The organism is Curtobacterium sp. PhB172 (genome assembly GCF_003752545.1).
Lineage (GTDB): Bacteria > Actinomycetota > Actinomycetes > Actinomycetales > Microbacteriaceae > Curtobacterium.
On record NZ_RKIF01000006.1, the window covers coordinates 449,283 to 469,034 of the forward strand.

Annotated in this window: 21 protein-coding genes; 3 read left to right on the forward strand and 18 right to left on the reverse strand. The window is 70.3% G+C overall.

Annotation, left to right across the window (positions count from 1 at the left end; all coding sequences use genetic code 11):
• Positions 1–19 precede the first annotated feature (19 nt).
• From EDF42_RS06405 to EDF42_RS06415, 3 genes are read right to left on the reverse strand one after another with little or no spacing between them, the layout of a single operon-like run.
• Positions 20–454 (reverse strand): DUF6804 family protein, encoded by a 435-nt coding sequence (locus EDF42_RS06405; RefSeq protein WP_185040797.1) that lies wholly within the window; start codon positions 452–454, stop codon positions 20–22.
• Positions 454–1,038 carry a GDSL-type esterase/lipase family protein gene (locus tag EDF42_RS06410; protein ID WP_123671773.1) on the reverse strand — a complete coding sequence of 195 codons (585 nt, stop codon included), beginning with the start codon at positions 1,036–1,038 and terminating at the stop codon, positions 454–456. The genes EDF42_RS06405 and EDF42_RS06410 overlap by 1 nt, the downstream gene beginning before the upstream one ends.
• A complete protein-coding gene (locus EDF42_RS06415) occupies positions 1,035–2,567 on the reverse strand; it encodes an SDR family oxidoreductase (RefSeq protein ID WP_123671774.1) in 1,533 nt (510 codons plus the stop codon). The genes EDF42_RS06410 and EDF42_RS06415 overlap by 4 nt, the downstream gene beginning before the upstream one ends.
• Before the next feature lie 43 nt (positions 2,568–2,610).
• Here EDF42_RS06415 and deoC point away from each other — a divergent pair, with 43 nt between their 5' ends.
• From deoC to EDF42_RS06430, 3 genes are all read left to right on the forward strand, one after another.
• Positions 2,611–3,342: a deoxyribose-phosphate aldolase gene (gene deoC, locus EDF42_RS06420; protein ID WP_123671775.1), complete on the forward strand. Its 732-nt coding sequence runs from the start codon at positions 2,611–2,613 to the stop codon at positions 3,340–3,342.
• Between the two features lie 137 nt (positions 3,343–3,479).
• Complete coding sequence (locus EDF42_RS06425; RefSeq protein ID WP_123671776.1) at positions 3,480–4,433, forward strand: ROK family protein; 954 nt, start codon at positions 3,480–3,482, stop codon at positions 4,431–4,433.
• A gap of 133 nt (positions 4,434–4,566) precedes the next feature.
• On the forward strand, positions 4,567–5,118 hold the full coding sequence (locus EDF42_RS06430) for a type IV toxin-antitoxin system AbiEi family antitoxin (RefSeq protein WP_123671777.1): 552 nt from the start codon (positions 4,567–4,569) through the stop codon (positions 5,116–5,118).
• 50 nt (positions 5,119–5,168) lie between these two features.
• On the opposite strand, the gene EDF42_RS06435 is transcribed toward EDF42_RS06430, so the two are convergent.
• The 15 genes from EDF42_RS06435 to EDF42_RS06505 form a co-directional block, all read right to left on the reverse strand.
• Positions 5,169–7,493 carry a bifunctional (p)ppGpp synthetase/guanosine-3',5'-bis(diphosphate) 3'-pyrophosphohydrolase gene (locus EDF42_RS06435; RefSeq protein ID WP_228505676.1) on the reverse strand — a complete coding sequence of 775 codons (2,325 nt, stop codon included), beginning with the start codon at positions 7,491–7,493 and terminating at the stop codon, positions 5,169–5,171.
• A gap of 69 nt (positions 7,494–7,562) precedes the next feature.
• Positions 7,563–7,910, reverse strand: coding sequence for a rhodanese-like domain-containing protein (locus tag EDF42_RS06440; RefSeq protein ID WP_123671778.1), 348 nt, complete (start codon positions 7,908–7,910; stop codon positions 7,563–7,565).
• Positions 7,910–8,923, reverse strand: coding sequence for a protein translocase subunit SecF (gene secF / locus EDF42_RS06445; RefSeq protein ID WP_123671779.1), 1,014 nt, complete (start codon positions 8,921–8,923; stop codon positions 7,910–7,912). Before secF ends, EDF42_RS06440 begins: the two co-directional genes overlap by 1 nt.
• Positions 8,923–10,674, reverse strand: a complete 1,752-nt coding sequence (secD, locus tag EDF42_RS06450) for a protein translocase subunit SecD (RefSeq protein ID WP_123292812.1) — start codon at positions 10,672–10,674, stop codon at positions 8,923–8,925. The genes secF and secD overlap by 1 nt, the downstream gene beginning before the upstream one ends.
• A gap of 92 nt (positions 10,675–10,766) precedes the next feature.
• Positions 10,767–11,165, reverse strand: a complete 399-nt coding sequence (gene yajC, locus EDF42_RS06455) for a preprotein translocase subunit YajC (RefSeq protein ID WP_111084040.1) — start codon at positions 11,163–11,165, stop codon at positions 10,767–10,769.
• 91 nt (positions 11,166–11,256) lie between these two features.
• Entirely contained in the window at positions 11,257–12,300 is a 1,044-nt protein-coding gene (gene ruvB, locus EDF42_RS06460) for a Holliday junction branch migration DNA helicase RuvB (protein WP_123339626.1), read from the reverse strand.
• Complete coding sequence (gene ruvA / locus EDF42_RS06465; RefSeq protein WP_111084042.1) at positions 12,297–12,917, reverse strand: Holliday junction branch migration protein RuvA; 621 nt, start codon at positions 12,915–12,917, stop codon at positions 12,297–12,299. The genes ruvB and ruvA overlap by 4 nt, the downstream gene beginning before the upstream one ends.
• On the reverse strand, positions 12,914–13,558 hold the full coding sequence (gene ruvC / locus EDF42_RS06470) for a crossover junction endodeoxyribonuclease RuvC (RefSeq protein WP_111084043.1): 645 nt from the start codon (positions 13,556–13,558) through the stop codon (positions 12,914–12,916). The genes ruvA and ruvC overlap by 4 nt, the downstream gene beginning before the upstream one ends.
• 2 nt (positions 13,559–13,560) lie before the next feature.
• Positions 13,561–14,328, reverse strand: coding sequence for a YebC/PmpR family DNA-binding transcriptional regulator (locus EDF42_RS06475; RefSeq protein WP_111084044.1), 768 nt, complete (start codon positions 14,326–14,328; stop codon positions 13,561–13,563).
• A 141-nt stretch (positions 14,329–14,469) separates the two neighbouring features.
• Positions 14,470–15,081: a pyridoxal 5'-phosphate synthase glutaminase subunit PdxT gene (gene pdxT / locus EDF42_RS06480; RefSeq protein WP_123671780.1), complete on the reverse strand. Its 612-nt coding sequence runs from the start codon at positions 15,079–15,081 to the stop codon at positions 14,470–14,472.
• Complete coding sequence (gene pdxS / locus EDF42_RS06485; RefSeq protein WP_123292809.1) at positions 15,071–15,991, reverse strand: pyridoxal 5'-phosphate synthase lyase subunit PdxS; 921 nt, start codon at positions 15,989–15,991, stop codon at positions 15,071–15,073. The genes pdxT and pdxS overlap by 11 nt, the downstream gene beginning before the upstream one ends.
• Before the next feature lie 13 nt (positions 15,992–16,004).
• Positions 16,005–16,574, reverse strand: a complete 570-nt coding sequence (locus EDF42_RS06490) for an HIT domain-containing protein (RefSeq protein ID WP_123671781.1) — start codon at positions 16,572–16,574, stop codon at positions 16,005–16,007.
• Positions 16,574–18,610 (reverse strand): threonine--tRNA ligase, encoded by a 2,037-nt coding sequence (gene thrS, locus EDF42_RS06495; protein ID WP_395865229.1) that lies wholly within the window; start codon positions 18,608–18,610, stop codon positions 16,574–16,576. The genes EDF42_RS06490 and thrS overlap by 1 nt, the downstream gene beginning before the upstream one ends.
• A 55-nt stretch (positions 18,611–18,665) precedes the next feature.
• Complete coding sequence (locus EDF42_RS06500; protein WP_123292807.1) at positions 18,666–19,208, reverse strand: adenine phosphoribosyltransferase; 543 nt, start codon at positions 19,206–19,208, stop codon at positions 18,666–18,668.
• A gap of 220 nt (positions 19,209–19,428) precedes the next feature.
• Positions 19,429–19,662: a hypothetical protein gene (locus tag EDF42_RS06505; protein WP_123339624.1), complete on the reverse strand. Its 234-nt coding sequence runs from the start codon at positions 19,660–19,662 to the stop codon at positions 19,429–19,431.
• Positions 19,663–19,752 lie beyond the last annotated feature (90 nt).

Below are 19,752 nucleotides of genomic sequence, written 5' to 3' on the forward strand. Positions count from 1 at the left end.
AGGCGGTCAGCGGAGCCGGTCAGGAGGCCCGGGGTGCGTCCGCCTCGCGCGGCACCTTGACGGCGATGCCCACCACGATGAACAGGGCGGCAGCCAGGATCTGCAGCGCGGCCCACACCTGGCCGGGGATCGGAACCGTGACCAGGGGGTTCCAGCAGACGGCGACGGCGGCCATCAGCACGGCGGCCCACCACGTCTTCCCGCGCACCGCGAAGACGAGCACGATGAGGGACAGCACCGTGATCCCCCAGCGGGCGAAGACGAAGCCGGACGAGTCGATGATCGCGACGCAGGCGAGCAGGACGATCGCGGCGATGAGCGACGGCGCGAGTGCCGGCCGGGTGAACCCCGGGGTGGCCCGGGGGTTCGTCGTCCCCGCGGCCGGTCGGACCGGTGCGGCGGGCACACCGTTCTGCGACGACCCCACCGGGGGTCGTCCCTTGCGGCCAGCCATCAGGCGGGGGCCTCGTCGAGGTCGATGGCCGTGAAGGACCGGGACATCGGCGGGAGACCCCGCACACGCTCGAGCGCGGGGACCAGCTCGTCGAGGTAGGCCCGGTAGCCCTCGTCGGTGAGGTGCAGGCCGTCGTCGGTGAAGCGGTCGTCGAGGTGGTCGCCGTCGGCCAGCGCGGGCCACGCGTCGAGGTACTGCGCGTGGCAGGTGGCGACGAACTGGCGCAGGTGCCGGTTCGCCTCCTCGATCTTGGTCGTGTACTCGGCCTGACGGGGCAGGACGGAGACGAGCAGCAGGCGGACACCGGGCAGCTCGCGCCGCAGGGTGACGAGGATCGTCTCGACGTTGCGGACGACGTGTTCGGCGCTCGCCCGGTGGTTGCCGAAGTCGTTCGTGCCGATCAACAGCACGATCACCTCGGGCTGTTCGGCGATGACCGCGTCGAGCCGCGCGAGCACGCCGTCCGTCGTGTCACCGCTGATGCCCTGGTTCAGGGTCTGCTCGTCGGGGAGCCAGCTGTCCCACGACCCCTGGGCCGTGATGCTGTCCCCCAGGAACAGGACGGGACTGCGTTCCTCGGTCATGCTGCCTCCTCGTTCACCGGTTCCGGACTCCCATTGTGCTGGGTCCGGTTGCGCTGCGTCGACTCGGTGTTGTCCGACTCGCGCTCGGCGGCCGCGGTGATGCGCTCGACCATGCCGGGGAAGATGATCCCGTGGAAGGGCAGGATCCCGTACCAGTACAGCCGGCCGGGCAGACCCTGCGGGAAGTAGATCGCCCGCTGGTGGTAGTCGCTGCCGCCCTCGGGGTTCGGGGTCACGGTCATCTCGAGCCAGGCGCGCCCGGGTGACTTGAACTCGGCGCGGAGCCGCAGGTAGTGCCCGCGCTCGAGGCGTTCGACGCGCCACCAGTCGAGTGCGTCGCCCTGCTCGAGTCGGTCCTGGTCACGACGACCACGGCTGAGGCCGACGCCACCGGCGACCTTGTCCATCCAGCCGCGCGCGACCCAGGCCAGCGGGAACGAGTACCAGCCGTTCTCGCCGCCGATCGACTCGACGACGCGCCAGACGTCCTCCGCCGAGGCGCTCGAGTGGCGCTTCCGGTCGTCGACGTAGACGGTGTGGCCGGCCCAGTCCGGGTCGGTCGGCATCGGGTCGGCCGAGGCGCTCGACAGGGTGGCGCTCCGCCAACTCGTCTGCACCTCGCCGGAGCGCATCTTGTTCAGGGCCAGTCGGACGGCGCGGCGGTACGACGTGAGCCCGCCCTCGGGCTGCGGGACGACGTCGTCGATGTCGTGCTCGCGCTGGACGCACTCGAACTGCAGCGACTCGATGATCGGCGTCGCGAGCTTGCGCGGGATCGGGGTGACGGCGTTGAACCAGTGTGCGGCGAGGCGTGGGGTGAGCACCGGCAGGACCGTGATCGGCCGCTGCCGCAGCTTCGCCTCGACCGCGTAGCCGTTGAGCATCTGCCCGTAGCGCAGGACGTCCGGCCCGCCGATGTCGAAGGTGCGGTTGACGTCGGCGGGGACGTCGAGCGCCGCGACCAGGTAGTACAGGACGTCGCGCACGGCGATCGGCTGGATCCGGTTGCGCACCCACCGCGGTGCCGGCATCCACGGCAGGACGTCGGTCACGTGCCGGATCATCTCGAACGAGGTGCTGCCGGAACCGATGACGACGCCGGCCTGGTAAGCGATCGTCGGCACGCCGGAGCGGAGCAGGATCTCCCCCACCTCTTTCCGGCTGCGCAGGTGCTTCGACAGGTCGCCGTCGGGGTGCAGGCCGCCCAGGTATACGAACCGGCTGACACCGGCGCGCTTCGCCTCGTGCGCCATCGTCTCGGCCGCCTGCCGTTCCGCGGACTCGAAGTCGCCGTCGGCACCCATCGCGTGGGCGAGGTAGTAGACGGCCTCGACGCCGCCGACCGCGGCGCGGACCGCGTCGGCGTCCTGCAGGTCTCCTTCGGCGACGTCGACGTCGCTGCTCCACGGGACGTCCTGGAGCTTCCGGGGGTTGCGCACGAACACGCGCACGGAGTGTCCGGCTTCGAGGAGACGGGGGACGAGACGACCGCCGATGTACCCGGTGGCGCCGGTGACGAGGACCTGCATGCCCGGAACGCTACGCGGCACGCCTGACGGGTAGGCTTGCCGGGTGGACAACGCAGCCTTCCCCGTCACCGCCGATGCCGTCCGCGGCCTCATCGACCACGCGATCCTGAAGCCCGAGCTCACCCGCTCGGACGTCGACGCCCAGCTCGACGAAGCCGCCGCGTACCGGGTCTTCAGCGTGTGCGTCCGGCCCAGCGACGTCGCTTACTCCGTCGAGCGTCTCCGGGGCACCGGCGTCGGCGTCGGCACGGTCATCGGCTTCCCGCACGGCACCACGTCCACCGCGGCCAAGGTCGCCGAGTCGCTGCAGGCCCTCGCCGACGGGGCGTTCGAGCTCGACATGGTGCAGAACATCGGCGCCGCGAAGTCCGGCGACTGGGAGCGCGTCGAGCAGGACGTCCGCGCCGTCGTCGACGCCGCCGGGTCCACCGTCGTCAAGGTCATCCTCGAGACCGCCTTCCTGACCGACGACGAGATCGTCGCGGCCTCGCGTGCCGCGCAGTCCGCCGGTGCCGCGTTCGTGAAGACCTCCACCGGGTTCGCCGGCGGCGGGGCGACGACCGAGCACATCGCACTGATGCGGCGCACGGTCGGAGCCGACACGGGCGTCAAGGCCTCGGGCGGTGTCCGCGGGCTCGACACCCTGCTCGAGATGGTGGCCGCCGGGGCGAACCGCATCGGTACGAGTGCGTCCGCGCGCATCCTCGACGAGGTCGCGCACCGCGTCGAGACCGGGGCCGCGTCGTCGCAGGGCGACGACACCAGCTCCTACTGACCCACCGCGACACGACCTGATCCACCGCACGACGACCTGACCCGACCGACCCACCACCTGCCAGGCCGGGGCCCACCGAACGCGACGCCGCGTCCGGGAGCCGCCCCGGGCCTCCAGACCGCCGCATCGGAGCGCGCATGTCCAGCACCGCACCCCAGTCCCCCGCCCTCGCACTCGCCGTCGACCTCGGCGGCACCAAGGTCGAGGCCGCTCTCGTCACCGACCAGGGCGTCGTCCTGCCGGGGACGCGCTTCCGCAGCCCCACCGGGCCGCAGCGCACGTCCGACGAGCTGCAGGCCGCCGTCGACGAGGTCGTGACGAGCGCGCTCGCCACGGTCCCGACCGACGCGACCCTGGTCGGCGTCGGGGTCGGCTCGGCCGGCCCCGTCGACGAGGAGCACGGCCTCATCTCCCCGCTCAACATGCCGGTGTGGCGTGGCCACCCGCTGCGCGACCGCATCGCCGCGCTCGTGCCCGAGGGCGTGCCGGTCACGCTGCGCATGGACGGCCTGGCGATCACGCTGGCCGAGCACTGGGTCGGTGCGGCCCAGGGGTACGACCACGTCATGGGCATGATCGTGTCGACGGGCGTCGGCGGAGGTCTCATCCTGCACGGCCGCACCGTCAGCGGCCCGACGGGCAACGCCGGGCACATCGGGCACGTGGAGTGCGGCGGCTACGACGACCCGTGCGCCTGCGGCGGTACCGGCTGCCTCGAGGCGATCGCCAGCGGCCCGAAGACCGTCGCCTGGGCGCAGCGGCAGGGGTTCGACGGGTCCACCGGCGAAGCGCTGTCCGCGGCGTACGCGGCCGGCGACGAGATCGCGGTCGCGGCGGTCAAGCGCAGCGGCCGGGCGCTCGGGCAGGCGATCGCGGCGGCGACGAGCCTCGTCGACCTCGAGGTCGTGGCGATCGGCGGCGGGTTCTCCCACGTCACGCCGGACCTGTTCGAGTACGCACGCGAAGCGGTGGCGGAGCGCGTCGAGTTCGGGTTCGTGACGAAGGTGCGCATCGTGCCGACGGCGCTGTCGCAGGACGGCCCGCTCATCGGCGCGGCGGCACTCGTGCACCGCGCCGACGTCCTGCGCTGAGCGGACCGCGGCGACGCCCTGCGTCGAGCAGACCGCGGCGACGCCCTGCGTCGAGCGGCGCTGCCGCCGCCGACGTGCCCGGCCTCTCCACAGGGGGTGTCGGCCGGGTGTCGGTGTCCGGCAGGATGACGGGGTGCCCGGTTCCCGTCTCCTGACCACGGACGACTGGCCCGAAGCGGAGCTGCGCGCTGCGGTGCTCGCGGGCGAATTGGTGCCCGTCGGGCCCTGCTGGGCCTCCCCCGCGACGCCGCAGGACCCGGCGCTGCGCGCGAGCGCGGCATCGTGGGTCTTCGGCGACGCGCGGCTCGTGGCCTCCGGCCGGACCGCGGCGTGGATCTGGGGCGCGGCGTCGCGGCCGCCGGACCCGATCGAGGCGAGCGTCCCGCCGCAGCTGCGCATCGCGGTCGGGCCGGGCCTGCACCTGCGCGAGGTCGCGCTCCAGCCCGTCGACGTGGTCCGGTTGGGGTCCGTGCAGACCGTCGTCACGACGCCGGAACGCACCGCTGTCGACCTGCTCCGCACGCCGGGCGAGTGGGACACCGAGCGGGCAGCGGCCGTCGACGGCCTGCTGACGATCGGGGCGGTGTCCGTGGACGAGCTGCACGCGCGCCTGAGCGGACTCGGGACCATCCCGATGGCGCGGCAGGCCGAACGACGGCTGCGCGGGCTGCTCAGCGCACGCTGACATGGGCTCGGGCCGTGCTCAGCGCGCGGCGACGCGGGCTCGGGCCGTGCTCAGCCCGCGCTGACGCGGTAGACGTCGTAGACGGCGTCGATGCGTCGGACCGCGTTCAGCACCCGGTCGAGGTGGATGGTGTCACCCATCTCGAACACGAATCGACTGAGCGCCAACCGGTCGGACGAGGTCGAGACCGTCGCCGACAGGATGTTGACGTGGTGGTCGGTGAGCACCCGGGTGACGTCACTGAGCAGCCCCGACCGATCGAGCGCCTCGATCTGGATCTGCACGAGGAACACCGACTTCGACGACGGAGCCCACTCGACCTCGATCATCCGGTCGGGCTCGTTCATCAGGGACTTGACGTTCGTGCACGACGACTGGTGCACCGAGACGCCCTGCCCGCGGGTGATGAACCCGACGATCTGGTCGCCCGGCACCGGCGTGCAGCACTTCGCGAGCTTCACCAGGATGTCCGGCGCACCGCGCACCAGCACGCCGCTGTCGCTCGTGCGCAGCTGACGGCTCGTGACCTGGCGCGGGAACGTGAGCTCCGGCTCGTCGGTCTCCGTGTCGCTCTGGACGCTGCCCAGGACCTTCTCGATGACCGACTGTGTCGAGACGTGCCCCTCGCCGACCGCGGCGTACAGGGCCGAGACGTCGTCGTACCGCATCGACGAAGCGACCTCGGCGATGGTGTCCTGGCTCATGATCCGCTGGAGCGGCAGGTTCTGCTTGCGCACGGCGCGGGCGATGGCGTCGCGGCCCTGCTCGATCGCCTCTTCGCGGCGCTCCTTGGTGAACCACTGCTTGATCTTGTTGCGCGCCCGCGGGCTCTTGACGAACTTCAGCCAGTCCTGCGACGGACCCGAGTCGGGGTTCTTCGACGTGAAGATCTCGACGACGTCACCGCTCGACAGCGAGCTCTCGAGCGGGACGAGGCGACCGTTGACCTTGGCGCCCATCGTGCGGTGCCCGACCTCGGTGTGCACGGCGTACGCGAAGTCCACCGGGGTGGCGCCGGCGGGCAGGCCGATGACCTTCCCCTGCGGCGTGAAGACGTAGGTCTCCTTCGCGCCGATCTCGTAGCGGAGCGAGTCGAGGAACTCCCCCGGGTCGCTCGTCTCGGCCTGCCAGTCGGTGATGTGGGCGAGCCACGCCATGTCCTGGTCGTCGGTGGTCGACGAGGTCCCGACGTCGCGGCCCGCAGCGCGCTGCTTGTACTTCCAGTGCGCGGCGACACCGAACTCGGCGCGCTGGTGCATCTCGTGCGTGCGGATCTGGATCTCGACCGGGCGCCCCTGCGGCCCGAGCACGCTGGTGTGCAGCGACTGGTACAGGTTGAACTTCGGCGTCGCGATGTAGTCCTTGAACCGGCCGGGCAGCGGTGTCCACCGTGCGTGCACCGAACCGAGCATGGCGTAGCAGTCGCGCACCGTCGGCACGAGCACCCGGATGCCGACGAGGTCGTAGATCTCGTCGAACTCGCGACCCCGCACGATCATCTTCTGGTAGATGGAGTAGTACTGCTTCGGCCGCCCCATGACCTCGCCGCGGACCTTCGCGGCTTTCAGGTCCTTCTTGAGCGTGCCGATGACGTTCTGGACGAACTGCTCGCGCTTCGGCTGGCGTTCCTTGACCAGGCTGTCGATCTCGACGTAGAGCTTCGGGTGCAGGACCGCGAACGACAGGTCCTCGAGCTCGAGCTTGATCATCTGGATGCCGAGCCGGTGCGCGAGGGGCGCGTAGATCTCGAGCGTCTCCTTCGCCTTGCGGGTGGCGGAGGTGGACTCGACGAAGCCCCAGGTGCGGGCGTTGTGCAGCCGGTCGGCGAGCTTGATGACCAGCACGCGGATGTCCTTCGACATCGCGATGACCATCTTGCGGACCGTCTCGGCCTGGGCGCTGTCGCCGTACTTGACCTTGTCGAGCTTCGTGACGCCGTCGACGAGCATGGCGATCTCGTCGCCGAAGTCGACCTGCAGCTGGTCGAGCTGGTAGTCGGTGTCCTCGACCGTGTCGTGGAGCAGCGCTGCGGCGATCGTGATCGGCCCGATGCCCAGGTCGGCCAGGATCTGGGCGACCGCGACGGGGTGCGTGATGTACGGCTCGCCGGACTTGCGCTTCTGACCGTCGTGCGCGCGCTCGGCGACGGAGTACGCGCGCTCGATGAGCGTGACATCGGCCTTGGGGTGGTGCGAGCGCACCGTGCGGATCAGGGTGTCCACGGCACCGGCAGGCTGGGCGCGGGAGAACAGGCGCGGCAGCAGCGAGCGGAGGGAACCGAGGTTGCCCGTCGTGTTCGGCCCGAGGGGGCTGGTCGGCCGCTGGGCGGAGCCGGGGCGGCTCGGCGCGGACGGCTCTTCGCGGGTGTCCGTCATGATGCGCCTCCCAGGACTCGGTCCGAGAGCTCGATCCGAGCTCGATCCGCCAACACTACGCGTGTCCGGTCAGTGCTCGTGACCCGGTTCGCCCTGGGCGTCGCGGACCACCGGTGCGCCGGACTGCTCCCAGGCGACCATGCCGCCGGTCAGGTTGACCGCCGAGACACCGGACTGTTCGAGTGCCGCGACCACCCGGGCCGAACGAGCACCCGAGTGGCAGACGATGATCGCGGGTTCGCCGCCGCCGTCGATCTCCTGCCAGCGGTTCACCAGCTCGGACATCGGGACGAGCGTGGCCTCGGGAGCGTGGACCTCGTCCCACTCCCCCTGCTCACGGACGTCGAACAGCCGCGACCCCGACTCGAGCCGGCGACGCGCCTCGGCGACGTCGACCTCGGTGATCTCGATCGGCATCAGGCGGTCGCCTTCGCGTCGGCGGCGGCGTCGACCTCGCGCTGGCGCTTCTCGGCCGCCTGGATCTTCTTGGCGTCGGCCTGCTTGATCTTCGGCTCGTTCTCGCGCAGCTGGGCGTACATCGGCGAGGCGATGAAGATCGTCGAGTAGGTACCGACGATGATGCCGATGAACAGTGCGAGCGAGATGTCGCGGAGCGTGCCGGCACCGAGCACGTAGGACCCGATGAACAGGATCGCCGCGACGGGCAGCAGCGCCACGACCGAGGTGTTGATCGAGCGGACGAGCGTCTGGTTCACCGCGAGGTTCACCGACTGCTTGAACGTGCGGATCGACTCCTGCGCGGTGTTCTCACGCACCTTGTCGAAGACCACCACGGTGTCGTAGAGCGAGTACCCGAGGATCGTCAGGAACCCGATCACCGCCGCGGGCGTGACCTCGAGCCCGACGATGCCGTAGACACCGGCCGTGATCAACAGGTCGTGCAGCAGCGCGGCCATCGCGGAGAGCGACATCTTCCAGGTGCGGAAGTACAGCGTCATGAACACAGCGGCCAGGGCGAGGAAGATCACCAGACCGCGGATCGCCTGGGCGAGCACGTCGGCGCCCCACGTGGCACCGATGAACGTCGCGGCGACCTGGCTCTCCGGCACGTCGTACGCCTCGGCCAGGGCGTCCTGCACCTCGGTCGTCTGACGGTCGGTGAGCTGGCCCGTCTGGACGCGGATGCCGTGCGTGCCGAGCTGGGAGACGCGCGGGATCTCGTCCGAGACGACTCGCTCGACGGTGTCCGTCGCGATGCTCTGGTCGGTGTTCTCGACGTCCGACAGGGTGAACTCGGAACCACCGGTGAACTCGATGCCGAGCTGGTACCCGCCGCGCAGCCACGGGGTGGCGAGCGAGATCACGATCATGATGAGCGCGATGAGGTACCAGGTCTTGCGTCGCCCGATGATGTCGTACGACCGCTTCCCCGTGTAGAGGTCGCTACCGAACTGGCTGAAGCTGGCCATCAGTCGTCCTTCCCGTCCGGCGTCGAGCCGTTGTCGCCGGAGGCCTGCTGGGCCTTCCGCTCCGCGATCGTCTGTCGGCGCTGCGCCTCACCGGCACTGCGCTGGCGCTTGCCGTCCACCACGGGGGCGCGGAACTGCGCACGCCCCTTGTAGACGGCACCGAGCGCCGCTGGGTCGAGCCCACTGAACTTGTGCCCCTCGCCGAAGAACCGGGTGCGGGAGATGAGCTGCATCATCGGGTGGGTGAAGAGCGCGACCACCACGATGTCGATCAGCGTGGTGAGGAGCAGCGTGAACGCGAAGCCCTTCACGTCGGCGACCGCGAGCACGTACAGGGTGACGGCGGCGAGGAAGTTCACCGCGTCGGACGCCAGGATCGTGCGGAGTGCACGTTTCCAGCCGGACTCGACCGCACTCTCGAGCGCACGACCGTCGCGGAGTTCGTCACGGATGCGTTCGAAGTAGACGATGAACGAGTCCGCCGTGATGCCGATCGCGACGATCAGACCCGCCACACCCGCCAAGGACAGGCGGTAGTCGACGCGCCACGACATGATCGCGATGACCAGGTAGGTCAGGACGGCTGCCACCCCGAGCGAGAGCACGGTGACGAACGCGAGCGCCCGGTACTGGATGACGGAGTAGATGATCACCAGGCCGAGGCCGATCAGACCCGCGACGAGACCACCGATGAGCTGAGCCGTTCCGAGCGTCGCCGAGATGTTCTCGTTCGACTGCACCTGGAAGTTGATCGGCAGCGCACCGTACTTGAGCTGGTCGGCGAGCGTCTTCGACGACTCGGCCGTGAACGAGCCGGTGATCTGCGCCTTGCCGTTGGTGATGGCGGAGTTCGTGGACGGGGCCGTGATGACCGAGCCGTCCAGCACGATCGCGAACTGGTTCTGCGGTGCCTGCAGCGAGACGAGGCGGTTCGTGACGGTGCGGAAGTCCTTCGTGCCCTGGCCGTCGAAGGTCAGGTTGACGGCCCACTGGCCCGTCGACGTGCCCTGCGAGTCGGTGGCCAGACCCGAGGTGGCGTTGCTGATGTTCGCACCGGAGACCTCGACCGGGCCGAGGATGTACTTCGACGCACCGTCGGCGTCACAGGTGACGAGGGGCTCGTCGTCCGGCGCCGAGGTGACGTCGTCCGGCGCCGCGCAGTTGTAGTTGGTGTACAGGTCCTGCAGCGCCGGGGTGATCCAGTTGACGTCGCTGGCGTTCGTCGGCTTCGCGCTCGGCGTCGCCGCGAGCGATGCGGGCGGCGAGTACGGCGTCGGCGAGGCGGTGGACTTCCCGTCGTCACCGACGGCGGAGTTCGTCGCGGCCTCGGTGAAGAGCACTGGGCGGAACGTCAGCTTCGCCGCTGCCTCGATGCGGTCGATCGTGGCCTTGTCGGGCCGACCGGGGATCGACACGACGATGTTGTTCGCACCCTGCGTGTTGATCTCGGTCTCGGAGACGCCGGTGGCGTTGATGCGCTGGCGGATGATCTCCACCGCCTGCTGCAGCTGCTGCGAGGTGACCGAGTCGCCCTCGGTGTTCTGCGCCGCGAGGGTCAGCTGCGTGCCGCCCTGCAGGTCGAGTGCGAGCTCCGGTACCCAGCTCGCGCCCTGGTACCACTTGTCCGTGTCGTCCTTCGAGCTGCCGGCGAGGATCGTCGCGGCGGTGTTCAGGCCGGCGAGGATCGCCATCAGGATCACCAACCAGGTGAGCGAGCGCAGCGCCTTCTTGACGGGTGTCGATCGTGCCACCGGTCGTCTCGTCTTTCTGTTCAGGACCGTCGGCGCTCAGGCACGACGGCAGAGGGAAGCCGCCGGGTCAGACGACCCGGCGGCCGAGGGCGTCAGTCGTCGGACTTGCGCTTCGAGTCGGTCTCGTCGAGGCGGTCGTTGTCGACCCGCTCGCCGTAGACCGGCTCCCCGTTGAGTTCGGCGACGGGCTTTGCCTCGTCCTCCGGCGTCGCGGTGGTCTCGATGTCCGAGGCGCTGTCGTCGACGACGCGCGACAGGGTCTGGCGGTGCACGGTGACGACGGTGCCGGGGGCGATCTCGACGTCGGCGGTGACCTTCTCGTCATCGACGGAGAGGAGCGTGCCGTACAGGCCGAAGGACAGCATCACGCGAGCACCGGGCACCATCTTGGTGGCGAGCTCGCCCTGCTGCTTCTTGCGCTTGCGGCTGTTGTAGAACATGAAGGCCGCGAACGCCACGACGATGACGATGAGGATGACTTCTTGACCCATGATGCAGTTGCCTTCTCTGGTTGCTCGGTTTCGGGCCGTAGCAGTCTAGGGCACGCCACTGTGCGTGGCATGTCACCCGACCGATCGGCCGCTAGTCGGTGGTGTCGGTGTCGTCGAACAGGCCCGGGAGCGGCCCGACGCCCTGCCCGGGGGTGAGGCCGAGGTGCCGCCACGCGACCGGGGTCGCGATGCGGCCACGCGGGGTGCGCGTGACCAGACCGACCCGGACGAGGAAGGGTTCGACGACCGACTCGATGGTCTCGGACTCCTCTCCGACCGAGACCGCGAGGGTGTTCAGCCCCACCGGTCCGCCGTCGAAGCGCGTCAGCATGATCTCGACCACGGCGCGGTCGAGGCGGTCGAGCCCGAGCTCGTCGACGTCGTACAGGTCGAGTGCACCCTGGACGGCCGTCATGCCGTCGGTGGTGCGGTGCACGAGGGCGTAGTCGCGGACCCGGCGGAGCAGGCGGTTCGCGATGCGCGGGGTGCCCCGGGAACGCCCGGCGATCTCCCGCAGGGCCGATCGGTCGATGTCGAGCTCGAGCAGGTGCGCGGCGCGGATCAGGACCTGTTCGAGTTCGTCCTTCTCGTAGAACTCGAGGTGCGCCGTGAAGCCGAAGCGGTCACGGAGCGGGTTCGGCAGCAGGCCGGCGCGGGTGGTGGCACCGACCAGGGTGAACGGCGCGAGGTCGAGCGGGATGCTCGTCGCGCCGGCACCCTTGCCCACCATGACGTCGATCCGGAAGTCCTCCATCGCCAGGTAGAGCATCTCTTCCGCCGAGCGCGCCATCCGGTGGATCTCGTCGATGAACAGGACCTCGCCCGGCACGAGCGAGGACAGGACGGCAGCCAGGTCGCCCGCGTGCTGGATCGCCGGCCCGCTCGACATCCGCAACGGACGCCCGGTCTCGTGCGCGACGATCATCGCGAGCGTGGTCTTGCCGAGGCCGGGAGGACCGGCCATCAGGATGTGGTCCGGGGTGCGGTCCTGCATGCCCGCCGCCTTGAGCAGCAGGTCGAGCTGCCCGCGCACCTTCCGCTGGCCGACGAACTCGTCGAGCGACCGCGGCCGGAGTGCACCTTCGAACGCGAGTTCTTCCTGCGACTCGGCTCCGGCTGACGTGATGCCGCTCATCGACCGGCACCGGCGGGCCGGAGCGCACCGAGCGCAGCGCGGAGCAGCGCCTGCGTGCCCATGGCCGCGGCCCCTGGCTCGTTCGCGACGGTCTCGTCGACGGCGGTCTGTGCTGCGTCCTCGCGCCAGCCGAGGCCGATCAGTGCGGAGACGACGTCGGTCGCGGCCGGGTGGGCGGCAGTGCCACGACCGGCGGTGACGACGGCGGCCTGCTCGAACGCGGCGAGCTTGCCGGTGAGCGCCAGGATGATGAGCTTCGCGGTCTTCGGGCCGATGCCGGAGACCTTGCGGAAGGCGCCGTCGTCGTCCTTCGCCACGGCGTTCGCGACCTGCGACGGGTCCATGTGGGCCAGGACGCCCATCGCGGACTTGGGCCCGACACCCGTGACGCTGCGCAGCAGGTCGAACACCTGGAGGGCGTCGGTCGACTCGAAGCCGAAGAGCAGGTGCTCGTCTTCGCGCACGATCATCGCGGTGCGGACGAACACCTCGGACCCGTGACGCATCGTCAGTGCGTGGGCCGGGGTCACGGTGACGGCGTACCCGACTCCCCCGGCCTCGATCACCACGCCGGAACCGGCGATGTCGATGCAGGTACCCCGGAGACTCGCGATCATGCCCCGAGCCTACGGCCGCCCACCGACGCGGCCGACGAGCCACGCGGTCGGGCCGCGGCGGCGGCCGCGCGGGCGAGCGGGGAGTCGACGGTGCCGCCCTGTGCGTCGCGCCACGCGCGTTGTGCCGGGGTGAGGTTCGTGGCACGTTCGCCGGCGACGTCAGGTGATCCGAGCCTCCAGGCATGGCACACGGCCAGCGCGAGCGCATCGGCGGCGTCGGCCGGCTTCGGGGCCTCGGCGAGACCGAGCACGCGCGCGATCATGGTCTGCACCTGGCGTTTGTCGGCGTTGCCGTAGCCGGTGACGGCCGCCTTGACCTCGGACGGCGTGTGCAGGCCGACGGGCAGCCCGCGGGCCGCCGCGGCGTGCAGCGCGAGCCCGGCCGCCTGGGCGGTGCCCATCACGGTGCGGACGTTCGCCTGCGCGAACACGCGCTCGACGGCGACCGCGTCCGGGTGGTGCTCGTCGATCTCGGCGGCGATGCCGTCGGCGATGCGGAGCAGCCGCTGCTCGAGCGGCATGTCCGCCGGGGTGCGCACGACCGTCACGTGGACGAGCCGTGCGCGCCGGTTCGGTGCGACCTCGACGACGCCGACGCCGCACCGGGTGAGCCCGGGGTCCACCCCGAGCACACGGAGCACGGCTACTCGCCCTCGTCCTCGTCGAGCTCGGCCTGGACGTCCGCCGGCACGTCGAAGTTGGCGTAGACGTTCTGCACGTCGTCGCTGTCCTCGAGCGCGTCGATCAGGCGGAAGACCTTGCGGGCGGTCTCGGCGTCGACCGGCACCTTGAGGCCGGGGACGAACTCGGCGTCGGCCGAGTCGTAGTCGATGCCGGCGTCCTGCAGCGCGGTGCGGGCCGCGACGAGGTCGCTCGCCTCGGTGATGATCTCGAAGCCGCCACCCTGGTCGATGACGTCCTCGACACCGGCGTCGAGCACGGCGGTCATGACGGTGTCCTCGTCGAGTCCGTCGGTCTTCGTGACCGAGATGACGCCCTTGCGCGAGAAGTTGTAGGCGACGCTGCCCGGGTCGGCCATGGTGCCACCGTTGCGGGACATCGCCGTCCGGACCTCGGCCGCTGCGCGGTTCTTGTTGTCGGTGAGGCACTCGATCAGCATCGCGACGCCGTTCGGGGCGTAGCCCTCGTACATGATCGTCGTGTACTCGATCGACTCACCGGTCAGGCCGGCACCGCGCTTGACGGCGCGGTCGATGTTGTCGTTCGGGACCGAGGTCTTCTTGGCCTTCTGGATCGCGTCGACCAGCGTCGGGTTGCCCGACAGGTCGGCGCCGCCCATCTTCGCGGCGACCTCGATGTTCTTGATGAGCTTGGCGAACGACTTGGCACGGCGGCCGTCGATGACGGCCTTCTTGTGCTTGGTCGTCGCCCACTTGGAATGCCCGGACACGGTTCTCCTTGCGTCTTGCGGAAAGTCGGGGTCAGTTTACCCAGCCGGGAGGCCCGGCGCCGCCCCGCCCCGCCGGAGCGGGCACGCAGGCGGCCGGGCCCAGGGCCCGCGGGCGGTCGTGCCCAGAGCCCGGGGGTCGCGTCAGGCGCTGCGCACCATGGCGAGGAAGCGGCGGTGGAAGCGGTCCTCGCCGGCGACCTCGGGGTGGAACGCACTCGCGAGCACGTTGCCCTGCTGCACCGCGACGACCTGCCCGTCCGCCAGTGCGCCGAGGACCTGGACGCCGGGGCCGTGCTGCTCGACCACCGGGGCACGGATGAAGACCGCGTGCACGGGGGCGTCGCCGAGCTCGGGCATCGGGACGTCGACCTCGAACGAGTCGTTCTGGCTGCCGAACGCGTTCCGACGAACCGTGGTGTCGAGCACGTCGAGGGTCTGCTGGCCGCTGATGCCGTCGGTGATCCGCGACGACAGCATGATCATGCCGGCACACGTGCCGTACGTCGGCAGGCCGTCGCGGATGGCATCAGCGAGGGGCTCGGCGACGCCGAACGACCGGGACAGCTTGTCCATCACGCTCGACTCACCGCCGGGGATCACGACGCCGTCGAGCACCGCGATCTCCTCGGGGCGACGGAGCGGCACCACGTCGGCGCCGAGCTCCGTCAACGAGGCGATGTGCTCGCGGAAGTCACCCTGCAGCGCCAGGACTCCGATGCGGGGCCGGGCACTGCTCGTCGTGCTACCAGCCACGCTCGGCGAGGCGGTGCGGTGCGGGGACGTCGGCGACGTTGATGCCCACCATCGCCTCGCCCAGACCGCGCGAGACCTCGGCGATGACCTTGGGGTCGTCGTGGAAGGTGACGGCCTTGACGATGGCCGCGGCACGCTTCGCCGGGTCGCCGGACTTGAAGATGCCGGAGCCGACGAACACGCCGTCCGCGCCGAGCTGCATCATCATCGCGGCGTCGGCCGGGGTGGCGACGCCACCGGCGGTGAACAGTACGACGGGGAGCTTGCCGGTGCGGGCGACCTCGCGCACGATCTCGAACGGCGCCTGCAGTTCCTTGGCGGCGACGTAGAGCTCGTCTTCCTTGAGGTGGCGCAGCGCCGCGATCTCCTTGTTGATCGTGCGGATGTGCTTCGTGGCCTCGGACACGTCACCCGTGCCGGCCTCGCCCTTGGAACGGATCATCGCAGCGCCCTCGGTGATGCGACGGAGCGCCTCGCCCAGTTCGGTGGCACCGCAGACGAACGGCGTGGTGAAGTTCCACTTGTCGATGTGGTTGACGTAGTCGGCGGGCGAGAGCACCTCGGACTCGTCGATGTAGTCGACGCCGAGCTCCTGCAGGATCTGCGCCTCGACGAAGTGGCCGATGCGGGCCTTCGCCATGACGGGGATCGACACGGCGGCGATGATCTCCTCGATCATCGACGGGTCGGACATGCGGGCGACGCCGCCCTGTGCGCGGATGTCGGCGGGGACACGCTCGAGGGCCATGACCGCGGTCGCGCCGGCTTCCTCCGCGATGCGGGCCTGCTCGGCGTCGACGACGTCCATGATGACGCCGCCCTTGAGCATCTCGGCGAGGCCGCGCTTGACGCGGTCGGAGCCGGTGATCGAGGTGCCAGGGGTGCCGGAGGTGCTGGTGCTGTCGCTCATGATGCCGATCAGTCTAGTCCGCTGCCGGCCAGCCCTCGGCGACCAGTCGGCGGGTGTCCCCGAGCATCTGGGACATCGACTTCGTCCGCGCGATGATCGGGAAGAAGTTCGCGTCGGACTGCCACCGCGGCACGATGTGCTGGTGCAGGTGTGCGGCGATGCCGGCCCCCGCGACCTCGCCCTGGTTCATGCCGATGTTGAAGCCGTCGCAGTGCGACACGGCGCGCAGGACCCGCATCGCGGTCTGGGTCAGCTCGCCCATCTCGCGGAGCTCGTCCGGCGTGGCCTCGTCGTACAGCGGCACGTGGCGGTACGGGCAGACCAGCAGGTGTCCGTTGTTGTACGGGAACAAGTTGAGCAGCACGTAGGCGTGCTCGCCCCGGGCGACGATGAGGGCGTCCTCGTCGGACTTCCGCGGTGCCTCGCAGAACGGGCAGTCGTCTGCGTGCCCGCGGCCCGTGCCCTCGCGCCCGGCGTCGATGTACGCCATCCGGTGCGGGTTCCACAGGCGCTGGAAGGCATCCGGGACGGCCGCACCGGTGGCGGCGTCCCGGATGACCAGCGGGTCCTGCTCGTCCGTCATCAGACCTGCGCGCGCTCGCGGATCGCCGTCAGGATGCGGTCGACTGCTTCGTCCACGGGCACGGCGTTGTCCTGGCGCCCGTCACGGAAGCGGAACGACACCGCACCGGCGTCGCGGTCGTCGCCGCCGGCGATGAGCTGGAACGGCACCTTCGCCTTGGTGTGCGTGCGGATCTTCTTCTGCATGCGGTCGTCCGAGTGGTCGACCTCGGCGCGGACGCCGTGCGACCGGAGCTTCGCGATGACCTCGTCGAGGTAGTCGCCGTACTCGGCCGCGACGGGGATGCCGACCACCTGCACCGGCGACAGCCAGGCCGGGAACGCGCCGGCGTAGTGCTCGGTCAGCACGCCGAAGAACCGCTCGATCGAGCCGAACAGCGCGCGGTGGATCATCACCGGGCGCTGGCGGGAGCCGTCGGCCGCGGTGTAGTCGATGCCGAAGCGCTCGGGCAGGTTGAAGTCGAGCTGCACGGTCGACATCTGCCACGTGCGGCCGATGGCGTCGCGGGCCTGCACCGAGATCTTCGGGCCGTAGAAGGCGGCTCCGGCCGGGTCGGGCACGAGCTCGAGACCGGACTCCTCGGCGACCTCGCGCAGGGTGTTCGTCGCGACGTCCCAGACCTCGTCGTCACCGACGTACTTCTCCGGGTCCTTCGTGGAGAGCTCGAGGTAGAAGTCGTCGAGGCCGTAGTCGCGCAGCAGCGAGAGCACGAACTCGAGCGTCGTGGTCAGCTCCTCCTTCATCTTCTCCTGCGTGGTGAAGATGTGCGCGTCGTCCTGGGTCATGCCACGGACCCGCGTGAGGCCGTGGATGACGCCGGACTTCTCGTTGCGGTAGACCGTGCCGAACTCGAACATCCGGAGCGGCAGGTCGCGGTACGAACGCGGCTGCGACCGGTACGCCAGGATGTGCATCGGGCAGTTCATCGGCTTGAGGTAGTAGTCGGCTCCCTGACGCGTGACGTTGCCGTCCTCGTCCTTCGCCTCGTCCATGTGCATGGCCGGGAACATGCCGTCCTTGTACCAGCCGAGGTGCCCGGAGGTCTCGAACAGGTCGCCCTTGGTGATGTGCGGCGTGTAGACGAACGAGTAGCCGTTCTCCTCGTGCCGACGGCGCGAGTAGTCCTCCATCTCGCGGCGGATGATGCCGCCCTTCGGGTGGAAGATCGCCAGGCCGGAACCGATCTCGTCGGGGAACGAGAACAGGTCGAGTTCGGCACCGAGCTTGCGGTGGTCGCGCTTGGCGGCCTCTTCGAGACGCACCAGGTACGCCTTGAGCTGGTCCTTGTCGGGCCAGGCGGTGCCGTAGATGCGCTGCAGCTGCGGGTTCTTCTCGGAGCCCCGCCAGTAGGCAGCGGCGACGCGCATGAGCTTCGCGGCGTTGCCGATCCAGCGGGTGTGCGGCACGTGCGGGCCCCGGCAGAGGTCCTGCCAGACGACCTCGCCCGACTTGGGGTCGACGTTCTCGTACACGGTGAGTTCGCCGGCGCCGACCTCGACGCTCTCGCCGGAGTCGCCGTCGGTCGCCGCGCCCTTGAGTCCGATGAGCTCCTGCTTGTACGGCTCCCCCGCCATCAGCTCGCGCGCCTGCTCGTCCGTGACGACCACGCGGCGGAAGCGCTGGGCCTGCTTGACGATGCGGTCCATGCCCTTCTCGATCGCCTTGAGGTCCTCGGGGGTGAAGGGCTCGGCGACGTCGAAGTCGTAGTAGAAGCCGTCGGTGACGGGCGGCCCGATGCCGAGCTTGGCCTCGGGGTTGATCTGCTGGACGGCCTGCGCGAGCACGTGTGCGGCCGAGTGACGGAGGATGTCGAGCCCGTCCTGCTCCTGCAGGGTGACGGCCTCGGCGATCTCGCCGGCGGCGACGTCGGCGGCGAGGTCCTTGAGGACACCGTCGACGCGGATCGCGACGACGCCGCGCTCACCGTCGAAGAGCTCGGTGCCCGTCGTGGTCGTCGTCGCGGTGCGGGGCTCGGGTGCCTGGGGCACGGCTGCGGGCTCGGCGCTCTCCGGCGCTGCGGCGACTGACTCGGTCACGATGATGGGACTCCTCGATCGAAATGGTGCGTCAAGACTAGTGCGCGCGTGGGGCTCAGGCGGGCACGGCGCCGAGCGTGGTGACGGGCAGGCGCGGCTCGAGTCGCTCGCGTCCGTTCAGCCCGTCGAGCTCGAGCAGCGCGGCGAACCCGACCGCCTGGTAGCCCGCGCGTTCGAGCAGCGTGATGGTGGCGGCGCCGGTCCCGCCGGTGGCGAGGACGTCGTCGACGACGAGGACCCGGGTGCCCGCGGGGAGCTGGCCCGGACGCAGCTCGAGCTCGGCCTCGCCGTACTCGAGTGCGTACTGCTCGCTGAGGACCTCGCCCGGCAGCTTGCCGGCCTTGCGCACGGTGAGCACCCCCACCTGGTGCTGCGCGGCGATCCCGCCGGCGAGGGCGAAGCCTCGTGCCTCGATGCCGGCGACGGCGTCGAACCCGGCACCGACCGCGAACGGCGCGGCGAGTGCCTCGCACACGCGGCCGAACGCCACGGCGTCCGAGAACACCGGCGTCACGTCACGGAAGAGCACCCCCGGCTTCGGGAAGTCCGGGACGACGGCGGTCAGGCGTTCGACGAGTGCAGCTGCGGTTTCGGTCACCCACCAACGGTACGGGAGGCCCGGGGTGCGTCCGACACGTCGGCGCACGGTGCGGGCTCGGTCGCGCCGTGCTCGGTCGTCGGTGCGGCGCACGGTGCGGGTTGCGTCGGCCGGTGCGCCGACGGTGGCTCGGTGCGGGGCTGTCCCCTCGCACCGAGCCACCAAGCGGGCACGGGACGGCGACGGTCGCACGGTGCGACGGTCGGGTGTCCGATCCGGCTCAGCGCCAGGCGCGCATGAGTGCGGCCTGCAGGAGCAGGTCGTTCTCGCGCTGCTGCCGCTCGCGGTCGAGCTGCAGCCGTGTTGCGTGGTCGATCACCGGACGGACCCGGCGGGTGCGCCGGCTCCAGATGATGAGCGACATGCCGATGCGCAGCGCGATGCGGTCGGTGAGGGAGACCCGGTGGCGCGCTGCGCGGGTATCGGGAGGGCGGGTGGCGGTCTTCGATGACACGGTGGTCCCTTTCAGGGCATGACGGAGTTGCCCGGCACACGGGCAGGAGTGGACTGCCCGGCACACGGGCAGGACAGAATGAATGCGTGA

Bases quoted from the DNA above. Each gene is read 5' to 3' on its own strand.
- EDF42_RS06405 (WP_185040797.1), bottom strand. From the start codon at position 454: ATGGCTGGCCGCAAGGGACGACCCCCGGTGGGGTCGTCGCAGAACGGT.
- EDF42_RS06410 (WP_123671773.1), bottom strand. From the start codon at position 1,038: ATGACCGAGGAACGCAGTCCCGTCCTGTTCCTGGGGGACAGCATCACG.
- EDF42_RS06415 (WP_123671774.1), bottom strand. From the start codon at position 2,567: ATGCAGGTCCTCGTCACCGGCGCCACCGGGTACATCGGCGGTCGTCTC.
- EDF42_RS06425 (WP_123671776.1), top strand. From the start codon at position 3,480: ATGTCCAGCACCGCACCCCAGTCCCCCGCCCTCGCACTCGCCGTCGAC.
- EDF42_RS06435 (WP_228505676.1), bottom strand. From the start codon at position 7,493: ATGACGGACACCCGCGAAGAGCCGTCCGCGCCGAGCCGCCCCGGCTCC.
- EDF42_RS06440 (WP_123671778.1), bottom strand. From the start codon at position 7,910: ATGCCGATCGAGATCACCGAGGTCGACGTCGCCGAGGCGCGTCGCCGG.
- secF (WP_123671779.1), bottom strand. From the start codon at position 8,923: ATGGCCAGCTTCAGCCAGTTCGGTAGCGACCTCTACACGGGGAAGCGG.
- yajC (WP_111084040.1), bottom strand. From the start codon at position 11,165: ATGGGTCAAGAAGTCATCCTCATCGTCATCGTCGTGGCGTTCGCGGCC.
- ruvB (WP_123339626.1), bottom strand. From the start codon at position 12,300: ATGAGCGGCATCACGTCAGCCGGAGCCGAGTCGCAGGAAGAACTCGCG.
- ruvA (WP_111084042.1), bottom strand. From the start codon at position 12,917: ATGATCGCGAGTCTCCGGGGTACCTGCATCGACATCGCCGGTTCCGGC.
- pdxS (WP_123292809.1), bottom strand. From the start codon at position 15,991: ATGAGCGACAGCACCAGCACCTCCGGCACCCCTGGCACCTCGATCACC.
- EDF42_RS06490 (WP_123671781.1), bottom strand. From the start codon at position 16,574: ATGACGGACGAGCAGGACCCGCTGGTCATCCGGGACGCCGCCACCGGT.